This window comes from Streptomyces sp. NPDC020681, from assembly GCF_044334895.1.
In the GTDB taxonomy this organism is placed as follows: Bacteria; Actinomycetota; Actinomycetes; order Streptomycetales; family Streptomycetaceae; genus Streptomyces.
The window spans coordinates 309,971-327,259 of sequence record NZ_JBIRTX010000004.1; the positions used below are offsets into that span (position 1 = coordinate 309,971).

A 17,289-nucleotide genomic window follows, 5' to 3' on the forward strand; every position below is an offset into this window, starting at 1 on the left:
CGACAGGTCCGTCCGCGTCCTCACCACACCCTCAGGAGACTTTGCAATGACCGAGAGCACCACCATCCGCTGGGAGCAGGACGAGACGGGGATCGTCACCCTCGTCCTCGACGACCCCAACCAGTCCGCGAACACCATGAACCAGGCCTTCAAGGACTCGATCGCGGCGATCGCCGACCGCGCCGAGGCCGAGAAGGACTCGATCCGCGGCATCGTCTACACCTCCGCCAAGAAGACCTTCTTCGCGGGCGGCGACCTGAAGGACATGATCAAGGTCGGTCCCGAGCAGGCGCAGCAGGCCTTCGACACCGGTACGGCCATCAAGAACTCCCTGCGCCGTATCGAGGCCCTCGGCAAGCCCGTCGTCGCGGCGATCAACGGCGCGGCGCTCGGCGGCGGTTACGAGATCGCGCTCGCCAGCCACCACCGCATCGCGCTCGACGCGCCCGGCTCCAAGATCGGCCTGCCCGAGGTCACGCTCGGTCTGCTGCCCGCGGGCGGCGGTGTCACCCGTACCGTACGGCTGATGGGCATCGCCGACGCGCTGCTGAAGGTGCTCCTCCAGGGCACGCAGTACTCGCCGCAGCGCGCGCTGGAGAACGGTCTCGTCCACGAAGTCGCCGCCACGCCCGAGGAGATGCTCGCCAAGGCGCGCGCCTTCATCGACGCCAACCCCGAGTCCCAGCAGCCCTGGGACGTCAAGGGCTACAAGATCCCCGGCGGCACGCCCTCCAACCCGCGCTTCGCCGCCAACCTGCCCGCCTTCCCGGCCAATCTCAAGAAGCAGACGGCGGGCGCCCCGTATCCCGCGCCGCGGAATATCCTCGCCGCGGCCGTCGAGGGTTCGCAGGTCGACTTCGAGACCGCGCTGACCATCGAGGCCCGGTACTTCACCGAGCTGGTCACCGGGCAGATCGCCAAGAACATGATCCAGGCGTTCTTCTTCGACCTCCAGGCGGTCAACTCCGGAGCCAGCCGGCCGAAGGGCATCGAGCCGCGGCCGGTCCGCAAGGTCGCCGTGCTCGGCGCCGGGATGATGGGCGCGGGCATCGCGTACTCCTGCGCCCGCGCCGGTATCGACGTCGTCCTCAAGGACGTGACCGCGGAGGCGGCCCAGCAGGGCAAGGCGTACTCCGAGAAGCTGCTCGCCAAGGCGCTCTCCCGGGGCCGTACGACCGAGGCCAAGCGCGACGCGCTGCTCGCGCGGATCACGCCGACCGGTGACCCCGCGGACCTCGCGGGCTGCGACGCCGTGATCGAGGCGGTCTTCGAGGACACCTCGCTCAAGCACAAGGTGTTCCAGGAGATCCAGGACGTCGTCGAGCCGGACGCGCTGCTCTGCTCCAACACGTCGACCCTGCCGATCACCGTGCTGGCAGAGGGAGTCGAACGTGCCGAGGACTTCATCGGACTGCACTTCTTCTCGCCGGTCGACAAGATGCCGCTGGTCGAGATCATCAAGGGCGAGCGCACCGGGAACGAGGCGCTGGCCCGTGCGTTCGACCTGGTCCGTCAGATCAACAAGACGCCGATCGTGGTCAACGACTCGCGCGGCTTCTTCACCTCGCGGGTGATCGGCCAGTTCATCAACGAGGGTGTGGCGATGGTCGGCGAGGGCGCCGAGCCGGCGTCGATCGAGCAGGCCGCCGCGCAGGCCGGGTACCCGGCCAAGGTGCTCTCACTGATGGACGAGCTGACGCTCACACTGCCGCGCAAGATCCGCAACGAGACGCGGCGCGCGGTCGAGGAGGGCGGCGGCAGCTGGGTCGCACACCCGGCGGACGCGGTGATCGACCGCATGGTCGACGAGTTCGGTCGCCCGGGCCGCAGCGGCGGGGCGGGCTTCTACGAGTACGGCGACGACGGCAAGCGGACCAGGCTCTGGCCGGGCCTGCGCGAGCACTTCGCCAAGCCGGACGTGGAGATCCCGTTCGAGGACATGAAGGAGCGGATGCTCTTCTCGGAAGCGCTGGACTCGGTGCGCTGCCTGGAGGAGAAGGTGCTGACGTCGGTCGCCGACGCCAACATCGGCTCGATCATGGGGATCGGCTTCCCGGCCTGGACCGGCGGCGTGCTGCAGTACATCAACGGGTACGAGGGCGGGCTGCCGGGCTTCGTGGCGCGGGCACGGGAGCTGGCGGAGCGCTACGGGGAGCGGTTCAACCCGCCGGCGCTGCTGGTCGAGAAGGCGGAGAGCGGCGAGACGTTCACGGACCTGGCGGACCGCACGGACTGACGCGCTGCGTGCGGGCCGCGGCTCACTCGGCGGTGAACGCGGCCCGCAGCTCCTCCCTCAGCGACCGCTGAAACGCGGTGACCAGCGCCTGGACCACGAGCGGCTGCATGTGGGCGGAGAGCGACTTCATGGCCGCCACATGCTCCGGGTCCGACTCCCGCTCGCGGTACGGATTCCACACCTCGTCCCGGAACAGCCGGGTGAGCTCGTGCGCCGCCGAGCGGGTGTGCTCCACCAGGACGGTGCGGGCGGCGAGGATCGTCTCGTGCGCGATCGGTACGTCCAGCAGCTGTACGCCGAGCCGCAGCAGCCCCGGATCGACCCGGTAGGTGTCCGGTTCCTCCGCGCGCTGCACGACGTCCATCGCCACCAGCCGCTCGATGTCCTCCTCGCTCAGTCCCCGCCCGGCCCGCCGCTCCAACTCACCGCGCCCGGCCTCCTCGGCCGAGTCCGGCGCCCAGGAGGCGACCAGGGCACGGTGGATCGCGAGGTCGTGCGCGCTCAGGTCGTCCGGCAGCTGCTCCAGATAGCGCTCGATGGCGGCCAGCGTCATGCCCTGGTGCTGAAGCTCCTCGATGAGGGCGAGCCGCGAGAGATGACTGGGCCCGTAGTGCCCGACGCGCCGGGGCCCGATGGCGGGCGGCGGCAGCAGCCCGCGGGTCCCGTAGAACCGGATGGTCCGCACGGTCACCCCGGCACGCGCGGCCAACTCGTCGACAGTGAGCGTCGCGTCCTCGATCCCGCTCCCCATGCCCGCCGCCTCGCTTCCTGCCGCCCGCGACTGATCGTCCTGCGGTGCAACAGTATTGCTGTCTCACCATTGTTGTGAAAGTCGGCGGGACGGATTGTCAGTGGTGCTTCGTACGCTGAACGCATGTCCGAGATCAGGTACATCCGGGGGGACGCCACCGCGCCGCAGGGCAGGGGCGTGAAGCTGATCGCGCATGTCTGCAACGACCTGGGCGGCTGGGGCAAGGGCTTCGTTGTGGCGATATCGCGGCGCTGGGCGGAGCCGGAGGCGGCCTACCGCCGCTGGCACCGCGAGCGCGCGGGCAACGACTTCGGTCTCGGCGCCGTCCAGTACGTCCAGGTGGGGCGGGATCTGTGGGTGGCGAACATGGTGGGCCAGCGGGGGATCCGGACCGGCAGCAAAGGGGTTCCCGTCCGGTACGAGGCGATTGGCGCGGCGCTCGGCCAGGTGGCGGAGAAGGCGGCCGAGCTCGGCGCGTCCGTTCATATCCCGCGGATCGGGTGCGGGCTGGCCGGCGGGAAATGGTCGCGGGTCGAGCCGCTCATAGCCGGGCGGCTGGCGGCGACCGGGATCGACGTCACCGTGTACGACCACGACGGGTGACGCCGTGGACGGCGCGGAGGGCGTGCCCGCCGCCGAGCGGGCACGCCCTCCGTGCGGGCGAGTGCGTCAGTACACGGCCACGCCGTACGCCGTCAGCGCTTCGCGGACCGGCTGGTGGATCGCCGAGCCGTTGGTGCCCGTGCAGCCGGAGCTGCCCGAGTGGATGCCCAGCGCCGTCGAGCCGGCGAAGTGGGCGCCGCCGCTGTCGCCGCCGGCCGAGCAGGCGGTGGTGCGGACCATGTTGTAGACCGGGCCGTCGCCGTAGTTCACGGTGACGTTCACGGCCGTGACCGAGCCGCTCGTCACCTTCGTCGTGGAGCCGCTCTTCTGGATGGCCTGGCCCACGATCGCGTCGGCGGCGGACGTGATGTCCCGGTAGCTGCCGTTGTACAGGTTCACGTTCCCGGCGGGCTGGGCGCCGCCCGAGTAGCGGACGATGCCGTAGTCGTTGGTCGGGAAGCTGGTGCCCTCGCGGGTGCCGATGGACGCGCCGCCGGACGTCGCCGACCAGCTGGCCGCCGCGTTGGTGCAGTGGCCCGCGGTCACGAAGTAACGGGCCGTGCCCTTCGAGACGTTGAAGGCCGCCGAGCAGCGGAAGCCGCCGCCGTAGATCGCGTCGCCGCCAGCGACCTCCTTGGTGAAGACGCCGGGCACGCGCTTGATGCGCACCGCGTCGCCGAGGCTCTTGGCGACCTTCTGCAGGCGTGCCATGGACCGTGCGGAGACCGACTGGTCGGCCTCGATGGCGACCTGGTTCGTCGAGGGGTCGATGCCCCACGACGTGCCGGTGATCTTCGCCTTGCTCTCCAGGACGCCTATGACGGATTCGAGCTCGGCCGTGCTGCGCTGAACGATTTCCGCGCGGGCGCCTGCGGCGCGCACCTGGTCGGCGGCGGCCGAGTCGGTGACGGCGACGACCAGTTCGCCGGTCTCGGCGTCGAGGTAGGACCCGGCGCCGTGGTCGCCGAGCGTGCGCTCGAGCGTCGTGTCGAGCGCGTACTGCGTCGCAGACGCGGTGATGCCGGGCTCGGGGTCCGGGGCGGCGGCGGCCCCTGCGGTGCCGGTGCCGAGCCCGACGGCGGGCAGGGTGATCAGTACGGAAAGGCAGATGCGCGCGCTGAGCGTGCGTCTCATGGGGGGCTTCTCCTTCGTACGAGTCCGCGGTGGGGATGACCGTGAAGTGGGGGGCGTGCGAGAAGCAGGGTGGACTGGACCAGTCCTGAGTGCGGATTCAATGTGGCATGGCCCTGTCATCCAACACAAGGGTGCGCGGGAACCCCAAAGCCCCCTCGGCGCAGCCGCGTCAGGGTTGGATCTGCACCGTCGCCGCGGTCAGCCTGCGCACCCGGTGCACCAGCGCGTGCTCCGCCGCGACCGCCACCGCATGCGCCTGAGCCACCGTCAGCGCCGGGTCCACCACGATCGAGGTCTCGGCCCTCAGCGCGTGCCCGAGCCAGCGCATCCGCAGGTCCGACACGGCCCGTACGCCCTCCACCTGGGAGAGCGCGTGCTCCGCCGCATCGACCAGCGCCGGATCCACCGCGTCCATCAGCCGGTGCCAGACCTCGCGCGCCGCGCCGCGCAGCACCAGCGCGATCGCGCCGGTGATCGCGAGCCCCACCAGCGGATCGGCCCACCGCCATCCGAGTGCGGCGCCGCCCGCGCCCAGCAGTACGGCCAGTGAGGTGAAACCGTCGCTGCGTGCGTGCAGCCCGTCGGCCACCAGCGCGGCCGATCCGATCCTTCGGCCGGTGCGGATGCGCGCCTGGGCCACCCACTCGTTCCCGGCGAAACCCACCAGCCCCGCGGCCGCCACCGCCGCCAGATGGCTGACATCCTGCGGCTCGAACAGCCGCCGCAGCGCCTCGTACCCGGCGAAGACCGCGGACGCGGCGATCACCAGCACCACGAAGACGCCCGCCAGATCCTCGGCCCGGCCGAAGCCGTAGGTGTAGCGCCGGGTGGCCGCTCGCCTGCCGAGGACGAAGGCGAAGGCGAGCGGCACCGCGGTGAGGGCGTCGGCGGCGTTGTGCACCGTGTCGCCGAGCAGCGCGACCGAGCCGGACACGGTCGCGATCACCGCCTGGACGGCGGTCGTGGCGGCGAGCACGCCAAAGCTGAACCACAGGGTCCGCAGCCCCTCGGCGGACCCTTCGAGCGCCGGGTCGAGGCGCTCGTGATGGTGGTGATGGTGATGGCCATGAACGTGCGCGGGACCCGTCATGGCCACCACCGTGACACACCGATTCCCTTGCAGCCACTGCCGAGAAGCGGCCCCTGACCAGCTGCGAAGGGCTTGCGACTACTGACCGGAGGCGATCACCGGATAGTGGTCGCTCAGATTGGTGTAGGTGTAGTCCGTGCCCCAACTGCTCACGGTCCAGGGCGCGCTCTGCTCCTTGATCACCTGGTTCGTCCAGCCGGCGGGCTTCGCGTGCCCGGCCCGGTGCAGGACGTAGTCCAGGTCCTCGCGCGGGTCGTACGGGTAGCGGTCGGCCGCGATGGAGTTCTGCTCGGTGTCGAAGGAGTACGGGTGCCCGGTTCGTGCGTCGGCCCCGACGAGAGAGCCGTCGGCGAGCATCGTCGCGTACTCCGGCGTACGCGAGTCGACATTGAAGTCGCCCGCGACCAGGACCTGTTCGGATGCCGGAATGTTCTTCGCGTCCAGGAAGGCGTCGATCGCCTTGAACTGAAGGCTCCGCATCCGCGCCGCCTCGCCGGCGTCGCAGCCGGGGTCCGTGGACTGCGCGTGTGTGCCCACCACGTGCACCTTCGCGCCGTTCACATTGAGCACCGCGTAGACGAAGCCCTTGTTGGACCACCAGTCCGCACCGCAGGCGTCCTTGTAGACGTACTGCTCCTTGCGCACGATCGGCCACTTGCTGAGGACCGTGACGCCGCCGTCCTCCGGAGTGGTCGCGGAGTACGCGCCGCCCGTCGCGTCCCAGCCGCTCTTGCTGCGCCCCATCACCGGCGTCTGGTACGGGTACTGGGCGGCGGCGTTCTGCTTCAGCGCGTCCGACGAGGAGTTGTCGAAGGCCTCCTGGAGCACCACGACGTCATTGCCCTGGAAGAACGAGGTCGCGGGGATGGCCCCGGCCCGGTGGTCCTGGCCCCAGTTGGGGTACAGCGTCTTGCTGAAGAGAAAGGCGTTGTACGTCAGCACCTTCAGGCGCGGCGTCGCGTCCGCGGCGGCGGCGGACGGAGCGGTCCCGGTGAGGACGGCTGCGGCGAGCGCCGTGGACAGGGCTGCGCCGGGTATGCGGCGGAGCGCGGATTGGGGCACGAAGACTCCCGAGTCGGTGAGGGGTGGGGGAGGAGCGACGCACATCAAAGCAGCCGCAGTTACCACCTGGTAATGACTCGGTGCCCACTTTCTTTACGCGGGGGCACAATCACAACAACTCTGCGGCGCGCTCAGTGGTCCCCGCCGACGTACGGTTCGGGTAGTTTTCCGCCCATGAACGATGACTTGATTCCCATCGACATCGGCCCGCTCAACCCGACCGGATGGGGCCTCATCATCGGGTTCCTGTCGTTCGGGATCGTCTACGCCGTGATGGCGTGGCGCATCCTGCCGCGGGCGGCCCGCATCATCCAGCAGCGCGAGCAGAAGACCCAGGGCGTCGCCTACGAGGCCGAGCAGCTCCGCGACCAGGCCGAAGAGATCCGTGCCCAGTGGGAGGCCGTGCTCGCCGAGGCCCGCCACGACGCCGCGCACACGCGCCAGCGGGCGCACGAGGAGGGCACGACGCTGATCGTGGCCGCCCGCGCGGAGGGCCTGCGCGAGCGCGAGCGGATTCTCGCCGAAGGGGCCGCCTCCATCGAGGCCGAACGGACCGTGGCCGAGGCGGAACTCCGCGACGACGTCGACATCTGGGCACGCGCGCTGGCCGAGCGGATTCTCGGCGAGCCCGTCAGCGCTCCCGCCGACGGATCCCGCACCACCGACTGAGATCAATTCCCCCACAAGACATATGTGCGCCTGAGTCCCTCTCCGGGTGGGCTTGTCGAACTCCTGGGTGTGCGCCGCGCGCGACACGGATATGCGTGCGCAAGGCTGGCTGACTTCACAGCCGAAAGACACATCCAGGTGGGGACAGGTGCGGAATCGAATGGGCCTTGGCACCGCAGTCGCAGAAGACGGACGACGACAGCTGGCGCGGCACGCACGCAGATTGACGGAGGCGGACTGGTTCTCGGTGGTCGCCGTCTGCGCCATTGCGGTCAACGCGACGCTGCTCGGGGCCGAGACATACGCCGGCTTCACGGACCGCTGGCAGGCCGAGCTGAAACTCCTGGAGCATCTCCTCCTCGGAGTGTTCACCGTCGAGATCGCGCTGCGTGCCCTCGCCCATGCGGACAGCCCCGCCGAGTTCTTCCGCAATCCGTGGAACATCTTCGACATGGCGGTCGTGCTCTGCGCGTTCCTGCCGTTCGTGAAGGAGAACACCACGATTCTGCGGCTGCTGAGACTGGCCCGGGTCATTCGCACCGCACGCTTTCTGCCGCAATTGCGCATCATCGTCACGGCCATCGGCAAGAGCATTCCGGGAGCGGTGAGCTTTCTGCTCGTCGGCACGCTGCTGCTCTATCTGTACGCGATGCTCGGCTGGGCCTGCTTCTCCTCCGCCGACCCCGAGCACTACGGCTCGCTCGGCCGCGCCGCGATCACGCTCTTCGTCCTGATGACGCTCGACGGACTCGGCGACGCCATCCACGCGGGACTCGAGATCTCGCCGTGGTCGGTCCTCTACTACGCCTCGTATGTGCTCCTCACCTCCTTCCTGCTGGTCAATCTGCTGATCGGCGTGGTCATCAACTCGCTCGAACAGGCCCGTGAGCTGGACGAGCAGCGCAAGAGGCCCGAGCCCCCGAAGCCCGCTCCCGCCGTCGCCGAGGAGCTGCGGGACCGTATCGCCGCCGCCCGCGCCGGACTGGAGGACCTGGAGCGCCTGCTGGTCCAGGTCCCGCCCCAGCCGGAGGGAGAGCCGCGAAAAGGCGACAAAGCTACAATGACCATGAACCGAGCCGCTGGGAGCACCCCATGACCAGGGCCGCCGCGGACCCCGTACCACCACCGCCCGGCGGTGTGCTGTGGACGGTCGCCGGCGACATCCGCGCCCTGCTGATGCTGCCCGCCGCCCTCACCCTCCAGGTCGCCCACCCGGCCGTGGGCGCCGGCGTCGACGAGCACTCCGTCTTCCGCACCGACCCCTGGGGCCGCGGAGAGCGCTCGATCCGCTCGCTCCAGACCTGGGTGTACGGCGGCGACGCGGCAGTCGCGGAGGGACGCAGGCTGCGCGAGCTCCACAAGTCCATCCAGGGCACCGACGCCCACGGCCGCGGCTATCACGCCCTCAGCCCGCACTGCTACTCCTGGGTCCATGCCACCGGCTTCCCGGTCTACCAGCACGGGCTGCGCTATCTGGCGCGACCGCTCACCGAGGCGCAGGAACGGCAGTTGTACGCGGAGTGGCTCCAGGTCGGGCGGGTCCTCGGCATCCACGACCGGGACATGCCGCAGACGATCGAGGAGTTCTGGCCGTACTTCCGCAAGGTGCTCGCCGACGAGGTGGAACAGACCGCCGTCGTACGCGAACTGATCGCCACCGACGCTCCGGTGCCGCCGCCCGACGTCGGCCCGGAACCGGCCAGGCTGTTGCTGAGAGCGGCCTGGCCGGTGCTGCTGCCGCCCTTTGTGCGCCTGCGCCGTTTCCTCACCATCGGGCTGATGCCGCCCGAGGCGCGCGAGGCGATGGGCCTGGAGTGGACCGACGAGCAGGAACGGACGCTGCGCAGATTCGCCCGGGTCGTACGGGCCGTGGTGCCCGTGCTTCCCGAGCGACTCCGCTATCTCCCGCTCGCGCGCAAGGCCCGCAGGGCCGCCGGACTCAGCCGGTCAGGCCGCCTCGCGCGATGACATCCGCGTACCACCGTGCACTGTCCTTGAACGTGCGGCGCTGGGTCGCGAAGTCGACATGGACGATGCCGAAGCGCTTGCTGTAGCCGTACGCCCACTCGAAGTTGTCCAGCAGCGACCAGAGGAAGTAGCCGCGCACATCCGCGCCCGCGTCGATCGCCCGGTGCACGGCGGTGAGATGAGACTGCAGATAGGCCACCCGCTCCGGGTCGTTGACCTCGCCCGACGGGTTGGCGTAGTCGTCGTACGCCGCGCCGTTCTCGGTGATCACCAGCGGTACGCCCGGCAGATCGTCGCGCAGCCGGGTCAGCAGCTCGTACAGCCCGTCGGCGTCGACCGGCCAGTCCATCGCTGTCCGCGGCCCGGGCGCGGGCAGGAACCGTACATGCTCCTCGGCGCCGGCCCACGGCGAGGGCGACTCGGACGAGCCCGCCGCGACGACGCTGGGGGAGTAGTAGTTGATGCCCAGCCAGTCGATCGGTGTCGAGATCGCTTCGAGATCGCCGTCCTGGACGAACGACCAGTCCGTCACCGACGAGGTGTCGCGGACCAGGTCCTGCGGCAGCCGGCCGTGGAAGACCGGATCGAGGAAGATGCGGTTGCCGACCGCGTCGATCCGGCGCACCGCGTCGATGTCCGCCGCGGACGGCGAGTGCGGGCGCACCGCGTGCAGATTCAGCGTCAGCGAGATCTCCGACGTGGACGGCAGGACGGTGTGCAGCAGCTGCGCGGCCCAGCCGTGCGCCAGATTGAAGTGATGGGCGGCGCGCAGTGAGGCGTTCGCGCTGGTGCGCCCGGGCGCGTGCACACCGTTGCCGTAGCCCAGAAACGCGGCGCACCACGGCTCGTTGAGCGTGGTCCAGGTCGCCACCCGGTCGCCGAGCGCGTCCGCCATGATCCCGGCGTAGTCGCCGAAACGCTGTGCCGTCTCGCGCTGCGGCCAGCCGCCCGCGTCCTCCAACTCCTGCGGCAGGTCCCAGTGGTAGAGCGTGGCGACCGGCCGGATGCCGGCGGACAGCAGCTCGTCGGTGAGCCGCCGGTAGAAGTCGAGGCCCTTCTGCACGGCCGGTCCGCGGCCGGTCGGCTGCACCCGGGGCCACGCCACCGAGAACCGGTAGTCGGTGACTCCGAGCCGCTTCAGCAGCGCGACGTCCTCGCGCATCCGGTGGTAGTGGTCGGCGGCGATGTCGCCGGTGTCGCCGTTGCGCACCTTGCCCGGTGTCCGGCTGAAGGTGTCCCAGATGGACGGCGTACGGCCGTCCTCGGCGGCGGCACCCTCGATCTGGTACGCAGCGGTGGCGGTGCCCCAGCGGAATCCGGCCGGGAACCGCAGCATCGTCGTCGTCTCGGGGCGTGCGTCGACAGCGGTCATGAAAGGGAACTCCCAGGATGTGAGGTGGGGGGAGGCGGAGCGGCGAGCGGGTGTACGGAGAGGGGTTCAGCCCTTGACGGCGCCCTGCATGATGCCGCCGACGATCTGCCGGCCGAGCAGTCCGAAGACCAGCAGCACCGGCAGCGTCCCGAGCAGGGTGCCGGCCATGATCACGGACTGGTCGTTGACGTATCCGCCGCCGAGCTGGCGCAGCGCGACCTGCACGGTCGGCTCCTGCGAGGACAGTGCGACGATCGGCCAGAAGAAGTCGTTCCACGCGGCCATGAAGGTCAGCATCCCGAGCACGGCCATGCCGGGCCGGGCGATCGGCACCACGATCGACCAGAAGATCCGGGCGGTGGACGCGCCGTCCACCCGGGCCGCCTCGATCAGCTCGTCGGGCAGCGACTGCACCAGGTACTGCCGCATGAAGAACACGCCGAAGGCGGAGACCAGACCGGGCAGGATCACGGCCTGGAGCTGGTTCACCCACTGCAGTTCGGCGATGAGCATGAACAGCGGGATGACTCCGAGCTGCGGCGGGATCATCATCGTGCCGACCGTGATCGCCAGCAGCGCGCCCCGGCCGCGGAAGCGCAGCTTGGCGAAGGCGAAACCGGCGAGCGTGCAGCACAGGACCGTGCCGACGGTGATCGATCCCGAGACGATCAGGGAGTTGATGAGGGCCTTGCCGATATCGGCCTCCTCCATCACCGCCTCGAAGTTGTGGATCAGGTTCGGGCCGGGCAGCAGCGTCGGCGGCACCTTCGCCAGATCGGCGTTGGAGCGGCTGGCTGCCACGATCGTCCAGTAGAACGGGAACGCCGAGATCAGCACGGCGACGATCAGGATCGCGTAGGTGAGCTTTCCGCCGTGCATCGTGCGCCCGGCCCGGTTCCTGTGCCGGCGGCGCACGGGACCCGGCGGTGTGCCCGTGGCGGGCGGCTCGGTCGGCGGTGCGGCGAGCGCGGTCATCGGCCGGCCTCCTTGCGGGTACGGCGGCGTGCGATCAGGGCGTTGACCCCGACCAGCACCAGGATCAGCAGGAACATCACCCAGGCGATCGCGGCGGCCCGCCCCAGATGGAAGAAGCCCCAGCCCTGCTCGTACATGTAGAGACCGAGGGTCTGGTACTGGTGCGAGATGCCGCCGGAGATCGATCCCTCGAACAGCAGCGGTTCACCGAAGAGCTGGGTGGCGCCGATCGTCGACACCACGACGGTGAACAGGATGGTCGGACGCAGCCCCGGCAGCGTCACATGGATGAACTGCCGCCAGCGTGAGGCGCCGTCCATCTCCGCGGCCTCGTACAGCTCGCTCGGGATCGTCTGCATGCCCGCCAGGTAGATCAGCGCGTTGTAGCCGGTCCAGCGCCAGATCACGATGGTGGACACCGCGATCTGCGAACTGACCGTGCCCGCCTGCCAGTCCACCGGACCGAAGCCGACAAGCCCGAACACATAGTTGATCAGGCCGAAGTCCCGGCCGAAGAGCTGGGCGAAGACCAGCGTCGCGGCGGCGACCGATGTGGCGTACGGCAGCAGCATCGCCGTGCGCAGAAAAGTCCGGCCGCGCAGCCGGTAGTTGAGCAGATGGGCCAGGCCCAGCGCCATCACCAGCTGCGGGACCGTGGACAGCACGCCGATGGTGAACGTGTTGCGCAGCGCGGTCCAGAAGATCTCGTCGCCGAAGAGCGCGGTGTAGTTGCCGAAGCCCCGCCACTCCATGTCGCCGGGCGTCTGCAGCTCCACCCGGTAGAGCGAGACGAAGGCCGTGTAGATCAGCGGGAAGAGCCCGAAGGCGGCGAAGAGAGTGAAGAACGGAGCGACATAGGCGTACGGCGAGAGCGTGCGCCAGGTCCTGCGCACGGCCGACGGCCGGTCCGCCGGCTGCGGCGGGACCGGCTTCGCGGTGGCGGTGAGGGTCACGGTGCGGCCCTTCGATGAGTTCGAGGAGTGGGAACGGGGGCTGTGCGGGCCTTCAGGCCGGTCCGGCCGGGAATCAGGACCGGCCTGAAGGAGCTCAGCGTTGCGGGACGCGTTGTCAGCCCGTCGCGTTCTTCACGTTCTTCTTCGCCGTCGACCACGCCTTGTCGGGCGCGGTGCCCTTGCGCTCCACCTCGCTCAGCGCGTTGGTGATCTGGTCGGCGACGCTCTTGTCGTGGACGCCGAGGACCTGGACAGGCGCGGCCTTGGCGGCGTCGCCGAAGATCTGGCCGATCGGCGCGCCCGAGAAGTACGGGTCGGTCGCCGTCGCGACCTTGGCGATGGCACCCGTGGAGGACGGGAAGTTGCCCACCTTCTGGAAGAGCTTGGCCTGCTGCTCCGGCGCCGTGAGCCACTGGATCAGCTCGTACGCCTCCTTCTTGTGCTTTGCGGCGCGCGGGATGGAGAGATACGAGCCGCCCCAGTTGCCGGCACCGGCGGGGAGCTTGGCGATGTCCCACTTCCCCTTGCCCGCGTCACCGGCCTGGCCGCGGATGTAGCCGAGCATCCACGCCGGGCACGGCATGGTGGCGAAGGAGCCGGCGGTGAACGCCTGGTTCCACTGCGGCGACCACTGGTCGAGCTTGGCGCTCAGTCCTGCCTCGGCGGCCGCGGTCGAGGCGTCCCAGGCCTCCTTGATCGCCGGGTTCTCCTCGTAGATCAGCTTTCCGGAGGCGTCGTAGTAGCGCTCCTTCTGCTGGCCGACCATGATCGTGTAGAGGCTGCCGACGCTGTCCAGCCAGGCGCTCTTGGCCGGAGCCTTCTTCTTGAACTCCTTGCCGAGGGCCAGATAACCGTCCCAGGTCGACCACTTGGCGGCGAGTTCGGTGCGGTCGGTGGGCAGACCGGCCTGCTTGAACAGGTCGGTGCGGTAGCACATCGCCTCGGGGCCGACGTCCGTGCCGAGGCCCAGGACCTGGCCCTCCTTGCCGAGCGCGGCCGACCACTTGGCGTCGGCGAACTGGCCCTTGAGCTTGTCAGCGCCGTACTTCTTCAAGTCCTCGAACTTGTCGGCCTGCTGCTGTGTGACGGCGGCGATCCGGCCCACCTCGATGCCCTGGACGTCGGCGAGACCGCCGCCGCCCGCGAGCCGGGTCTGCAGCGACTTCCAGTAGTCCTGCTCGTCCTCGGTGTCGCTCTGCTTGATCTTCACGTTCGGGTGGAGCTTCTCGTACTCCGCGTAGAGCCCGGCCTCCTTGTAGCCGAAGGATCCGAAGAGGTCGACGGTGAGCGTGACCTTGCCGTCCGCGCTGCCGGACGAGCTGTCCGACGAACCGGATCCGCAGGCGGCCAACAGCGCCCCGGCGAGCACAACCGCGCCCAGGCGGACTGCGGTTGAAGTGGCGGCTCGGGCGATGGGCATGGGAAGCCTCCCTTGGCTTCGGTGAACGAGGGAGCGTGAGAGCGATCGTGAGAGCGCTCTCAAGAATGCGACTGGAGCGTGCCCCGCAGGCGCTTGTCCCGTCAAGACTCGAAGGCGTAACGGCTTGGACTCGACGCCAACTGCCGCCTGTGTCCGATCTATTGACACCTATGTTTCAGGAGTTTTACGTTCCTACCCATCTGAGAGCGCTCTCGGACGCCCTTTCCCGTGATGACTCGAGGTGCCGTCCATGCCAGCCCCCCGTACCCGACCAGCTGCCGCGCTGGTTCTGGTCACCGCCCTGGCCGTCGTCGGCCTGGGCCCGGCCGCCACTCCGGCGGCGGCCGCCACCATCCCCGTAGGCTCAGGCAGCTACTCCGACACCCGCCCCGCCGGGACCTCGGGCCCCACCACCAACACCGGTGCCCCGGTCACCCCCAAGGTCACCCCAGCCGCCAAGGACAAGCCGGTCCCCACCAACGACTGGTGGTCCTCCCTCGCCTTCCAGCGCTACGGCGACAACCCGCACTCCACGCCCATGTACGGCCACCCGCTCACCTACCAGGCCACCGCCGGCGGACTCGAGGTCGGCTACCCGACGAGCCCGGCCGTCGTCGGCGAGGGCCGCCAGTACGAGTACGCCCACAAGCGCGACCTCACGCTCGGCCTGACCGGGCTCAACTCACCGGACACCAAGGCCGACGACTGGTCCGACTGGACCGTGACCCCGTACTGGTCCGACGGCACCCGCACCCTGCGCACCACCATCGGCCACGGCATGCCCTTCGTCTACGCCAAGGGCTCGGGCGGCAACGCCCAGATCACCACCGCCGCCGCACCCACCGTCTTCGCCGACCAGGGCAATGTCCTCGGCATCACCGTCGCGGGCCACCACTACGCCCTGTTCGCGCCCACCGGCAGCGACTGGACGGTCTCCGGCTCCACGGTGACCGCCGGTCTCGGCGCCAAGGACTACTTCTCGCTCGCCGTGCTGCCCTCCACCGACGCGCTGGCGACCTACAAGAAGTACGCGTACAGCTTCGTCACCGGCTCCAAGGTCAGCTGGAACTACACCGGCGGCACCGTGCAGGCCACCTACGCCCTGACCACCGAGGCCAAGGAGGGCACGGAACGGGGCACGCTCCAGGCCCTCTACCGCCACCAGTGGCTCAACACCGCCGACCCGCTCACGCCGTACACGTACGTCTCGCCGCGCGGCACCATGAAGGTCCGCGAGTCGGCCTCCTTCACCACCAGCCAGAAGTCGTCCGCCGTGCTGCCCGCACTGCCGAAGACGAACGCGGTCGAAACGGCCCGGCTCAAGGGCTACCTCGACCAGGTCGCGAACGATCCCAACCCGTTCAAGGACTACACCGACACCTACTGGACCGGAAAGGTGCTCGGGCAGCTCGCCCAGCTCGTGCCCCTTGCCGACCAGATCGGTGAGACGGCCACCCGTGACAAGCTCCTCGGCCTGATGAAGGGCAAGCTCCAGGACTGGTTCACGGCAGGAGGCGCCAACGAGTTCTCCTACGACAAGGACTGGAAGACGCTCACCGGCTACCCCGCCTCGTACGGCAGCGACACCGAGCTCAACGACCACCACTTCCACTACAGCTACTACGTCTACGCGGCCGCGATCGTCGCCCAGTACGACCAGGCCTGGGCCGCCGACTCCGCGTGGGGCGGCATGGTCAAGACCCTGGTGCGGGACGCGGCCAACCCCAGCCGCACCGACACCGCCTTCCCCTTCCTCCGCGGCTTCGACGTGTACGCCGGCCACAGCTGGGCCTCCGGGCACCAGGGCTTCGCCGCCGGCAACAACCAGGAGTCGTCGTCGGAGTCCACCAACCTCAGCGCGGGACTGATCCTCTGGGGCTCGGCCACCGGCAACACCGAGCTGCGTGACCTCGGCACGTACCTGCTGACCACCGAATCGGAGGCGATCGCCCAGTACTGGTTCGACGCCGACGAGCAGGTCTTCCCCTCCTCCTTCGGCCATGACACGGTCGGCATGGTGTGGGGCAGCGGCGGGGCGTACGCCACGTGGTGGACCGCCAACCCCGAGGAGATCCACGGCATCAACGCCCTTCCGGTGACCGGCGGTTCACTGCACCTGGGCGGCGAGAAGGCCGCAATCCGGCGCAATATCGCAGAGATGGAACGCGAGAACGGCGGTCCGGCCGTCGAGTGGCGGGACATTCTGTGGGAGTTCCAGTCGCTCGCCGACCCGGCGGCGGCGAAGTCCAAGTGGGACGCGGGCAACGCGGGCTACACCCCCGAGCAGGGCGAGTCCAAGGCGCACACGTACCACTGGATCAGCACCCTCGACGCGCTCGGCGCCCCCGACGCGACGGTGACCGGTGACATCCCGAGCTCCGCGGTCTTCGGCAAGGGCACGGTACGGACCTACGCCGCGCACAACTACGGCGCCACGGCCCGCACGGTGACCTTCTCGGACGGCAAGACACTCTCCGTTCCGGCACGCTCGACGGCGACCGGCACCGGGACCGGTGGCGGAGACCCGGATCCCGACCCCGATCCCGACCCGCCGACGGGCAACACCTTCCAGCTGCGCACCGGAGGCGTGCTCACCACCGCGACGGGCGGTACGGCGGCCGCCGACACGATCGCCTCGGCGGCCGGCGGCAACTACGACGGCACTCCGCACCAGCCGCTCGTCTACGAGATCAAGCAGGTCAACGGCACGGTCGACGCGGGCGCGGCGACCGCGTTCCGTCTCCAGCTGGACGCGGGCACCGCGGTCGGCCTCGGCCAGCAGGCACGGATCAGCTATGACCTCACGGGCGACGGGACCTTCGAGCGGACGGAGACGTACCACTACTTCGCCACCGACCCGGTGACCGGCTGGGAGGAGTACGCCCAGTCACGCGGCCTGAAGGCGGCGACCGGAACGCTCGGCGATCTCAAGGGAGGCACCGTGCGCCTGGAGGTGTGGAGCGCGATCGGCAACGGCACGGCCAAGCTCCAGACCGGCACCGCCACCTCGGTGCTGACCATCCCCTTCAAGTGAGCGCGTAACGTGCGGCGGGCAC

General features: G+C 69.6%; 14 protein-coding genes. 6 read left to right on the plus strand and 8 right to left on the minus strand.

The genetic code is table 11. The annotated features are described in order from the left end of the window. Window positions 1–46 precede the first annotated feature (46 nt). Window positions 47–2,236, plus strand: a complete 2,190-nt coding sequence (locus ACH4YL_RS11575) for a 3-hydroxyacyl-CoA dehydrogenase NAD-binding domain-containing protein (RefSeq protein ID WP_398507065.1) — start codon at window positions 47–49, stop codon at window positions 2,234–2,236. 22 nt (window positions 2,237–2,258) lie between these two features. Here ACH4YL_RS11575 and ACH4YL_RS11580 read toward each other — a convergent pair whose 3' ends face one another. After that, on the minus strand, window positions 2,259–2,987 hold the full coding sequence (locus ACH4YL_RS11580; RefSeq protein ID WP_398507066.1) for a MerR family transcriptional regulator: 729 nt from the start codon (window positions 2,985–2,987) through the stop codon (window positions 2,259–2,261). 123 nt (window positions 2,988–3,110) lie between these two features. On the opposite strand from ACH4YL_RS11580, the gene ACH4YL_RS11585 reads away from it, so the two are divergent. Further along, window positions 3,111–3,590 carry a macro domain-containing protein gene (locus ACH4YL_RS11585; RefSeq protein WP_398507067.1) on the plus strand — a complete coding sequence of 160 codons (480 nt, stop codon included), beginning with the start codon at window positions 3,111–3,113 and terminating at the stop codon, window positions 3,588–3,590. 66 nt (window positions 3,591–3,656) lie between these two features. Here ACH4YL_RS11585 and ACH4YL_RS11590 read toward each other — a convergent pair whose 3' ends face one another. The 3 genes from ACH4YL_RS11590 to sph form a co-directional block, all read right to left on the minus strand. Next, window positions 3,657–4,724, minus strand: coding sequence for a S1 family peptidase (locus ACH4YL_RS11590; RefSeq protein WP_398507068.1), 1,068 nt, complete (start codon window positions 4,722–4,724; stop codon window positions 3,657–3,659). A 169-nt stretch (window positions 4,725–4,893) separates the two neighbouring features. Further along, window positions 4,894–5,814, minus strand: coding sequence for a cation diffusion facilitator family transporter (locus ACH4YL_RS11595; RefSeq protein ID WP_398507069.1), 921 nt, complete (start codon window positions 5,812–5,814; stop codon window positions 4,894–4,896). Between the two features lie 78 nt (window positions 5,815–5,892). Beyond that, window positions 5,893–6,876, minus strand: a complete 984-nt coding sequence (sph, locus tag ACH4YL_RS11600) for a sphingomyelin phosphodiesterase (protein ID WP_398507070.1) — start codon at window positions 6,874–6,876, stop codon at window positions 5,893–5,895. 174 nt (window positions 6,877–7,050) lie between these two features. On the opposite strand from sph, the gene ACH4YL_RS11605 reads away from it, so the two are divergent. The 3 genes from ACH4YL_RS11605 (at window position 7,051) to ACH4YL_RS11615 (ending at window position 9,513) form a co-directional block, all read left to right on the plus strand. After that, window positions 7,051–7,545 (plus strand): hypothetical protein, encoded by a 495-nt coding sequence (locus tag ACH4YL_RS11605; RefSeq protein WP_398507071.1) that lies wholly within the window; start codon window positions 7,051–7,053, stop codon window positions 7,543–7,545. Between the two features lie 160 nt (window positions 7,546–7,705). Next, window positions 7,706–8,641: an ion transporter gene (locus ACH4YL_RS11610; protein ID WP_398507072.1), complete on the plus strand. Its 936-nt coding sequence runs from the start codon at window positions 7,706–7,708 to the stop codon at window positions 8,639–8,641. Then, window positions 8,638–9,513 (plus strand): oxygenase MpaB family protein, encoded by an 876-nt coding sequence (locus ACH4YL_RS11615; protein WP_398507073.1) that lies wholly within the window; start codon window positions 8,638–8,640, stop codon window positions 9,511–9,513. Before ACH4YL_RS11610 ends, ACH4YL_RS11615 begins: the two co-directional genes overlap by 4 nt. Here the strand turns inward: ACH4YL_RS11615 and ACH4YL_RS11620 are convergent. The 4 genes from ACH4YL_RS11620 to ACH4YL_RS11635 form a co-directional block, all read right to left on the minus strand. Further along, window positions 9,485–10,885 (minus strand): GH1 family beta-glucosidase, encoded by a 1,401-nt coding sequence (locus ACH4YL_RS11620; RefSeq protein WP_398507074.1) that lies wholly within the window; start codon window positions 10,883–10,885, stop codon window positions 9,485–9,487. The two genes, ACH4YL_RS11615 and ACH4YL_RS11620, sit on opposite strands and share 29 nt — an antisense overlap. Window positions 10,886–10,951: 66 nt before the next feature. Continuing rightward, complete coding sequence (locus tag ACH4YL_RS11625; protein ID WP_398507075.1) at window positions 10,952–11,860, minus strand: carbohydrate ABC transporter permease; 909 nt, start codon at window positions 11,858–11,860, stop codon at window positions 10,952–10,954. After that, window positions 11,857–12,813: a carbohydrate ABC transporter permease gene (locus tag ACH4YL_RS11630; protein ID WP_398507076.1), complete on the minus strand. Its 957-nt coding sequence runs from the start codon at window positions 12,811–12,813 to the stop codon at window positions 11,857–11,859. Before ACH4YL_RS11630 ends, ACH4YL_RS11625 begins: the two co-directional genes overlap by 4 nt. Window positions 12,814–12,928: 115 nt before the next feature. Then, the gene (locus ACH4YL_RS11635) at window positions 12,929–14,233 is read right to left on the minus strand and encodes an ABC transporter substrate-binding protein (RefSeq protein WP_398507077.1); all 1,305 of its coding nucleotides are present in this window, start codon (window positions 14,231–14,233) and stop codon (window positions 12,929–12,931) included. 250 nt (window positions 14,234–14,483) lie between these two features. Here ACH4YL_RS11635 and ACH4YL_RS11640 point away from each other — a divergent pair, with 250 nt between their 5' ends. Further along, entirely contained in the window at window positions 14,484–17,267 is a 2,784-nt protein-coding gene (locus ACH4YL_RS11640) for a glycosyl hydrolase (RefSeq protein WP_398507078.1), read from the plus strand. Window positions 17,268–17,289: the final 22 nt, after the last annotated feature.

What these genes read in the sequence shown, in the direction of transcription:
- ACH4YL_RS11575 (WP_398507065.1), top strand. Translation starts at nt 47, where the DNA reads ATGACCGAGAGCACCACCATCCGCTGGGAGCAGGACGAGACGGGGATC.
- ACH4YL_RS11580 (WP_398507066.1), bottom strand. Translation starts at nt 2,987, where the DNA reads ATGGGGAGCGGGATCGAGGACGCGACGCTCACTGTCGACGAGTTGGCC.
- ACH4YL_RS11585 (WP_398507067.1), top strand. Translation starts at nt 3,111, where the DNA reads ATGTCCGAGATCAGGTACATCCGGGGGGACGCCACCGCGCCGCAGGGC.
- ACH4YL_RS11590 (WP_398507068.1), bottom strand. Translation starts at nt 4,724, where the DNA reads ATGAGACGCACGCTCAGCGCGCGCATCTGCCTTTCCGTACTGATCACC.
- ACH4YL_RS11595 (WP_398507069.1), bottom strand. Translation starts at nt 5,814, where the DNA reads ATGACGGGTCCCGCGCACGTTCATGGCCATCACCATCACCACCATCAC.
- ACH4YL_RS11605 (WP_398507071.1), top strand. Translation starts at nt 7,051, where the DNA reads ATGAACGATGACTTGATTCCCATCGACATCGGCCCGCTCAACCCGACC.
- ACH4YL_RS11610 (WP_398507072.1), top strand. Translation starts at nt 7,706, where the DNA reads ATGGGCCTTGGCACCGCAGTCGCAGAAGACGGACGACGACAGCTGGCG.
- ACH4YL_RS11615 (WP_398507073.1), top strand. Translation starts at nt 8,638, where the DNA reads ATGACCAGGGCCGCCGCGGACCCCGTACCACCACCGCCCGGCGGTGTG.
- ACH4YL_RS11620 (WP_398507074.1), bottom strand. Translation starts at nt 10,885, where the DNA reads ATGACCGCTGTCGACGCACGCCCCGAGACGACGACGATGCTGCGGTTC.
- ACH4YL_RS11625 (WP_398507075.1), bottom strand. Translation starts at nt 11,860, where the DNA reads ATGACCGCGCTCGCCGCACCGCCGACCGAGCCGCCCGCCACGGGCACA.
- ACH4YL_RS11635 (WP_398507077.1), bottom strand. Translation starts at nt 14,233, where the DNA reads ATGCCCATCGCCCGAGCCGCCACTTCAACCGCAGTCCGCCTGGGCGCG.
- ACH4YL_RS11640 (WP_398507078.1), top strand. Translation starts at nt 14,484, where the DNA reads ATGCCAGCCCCCCGTACCCGACCAGCTGCCGCGCTGGTTCTGGTCACC.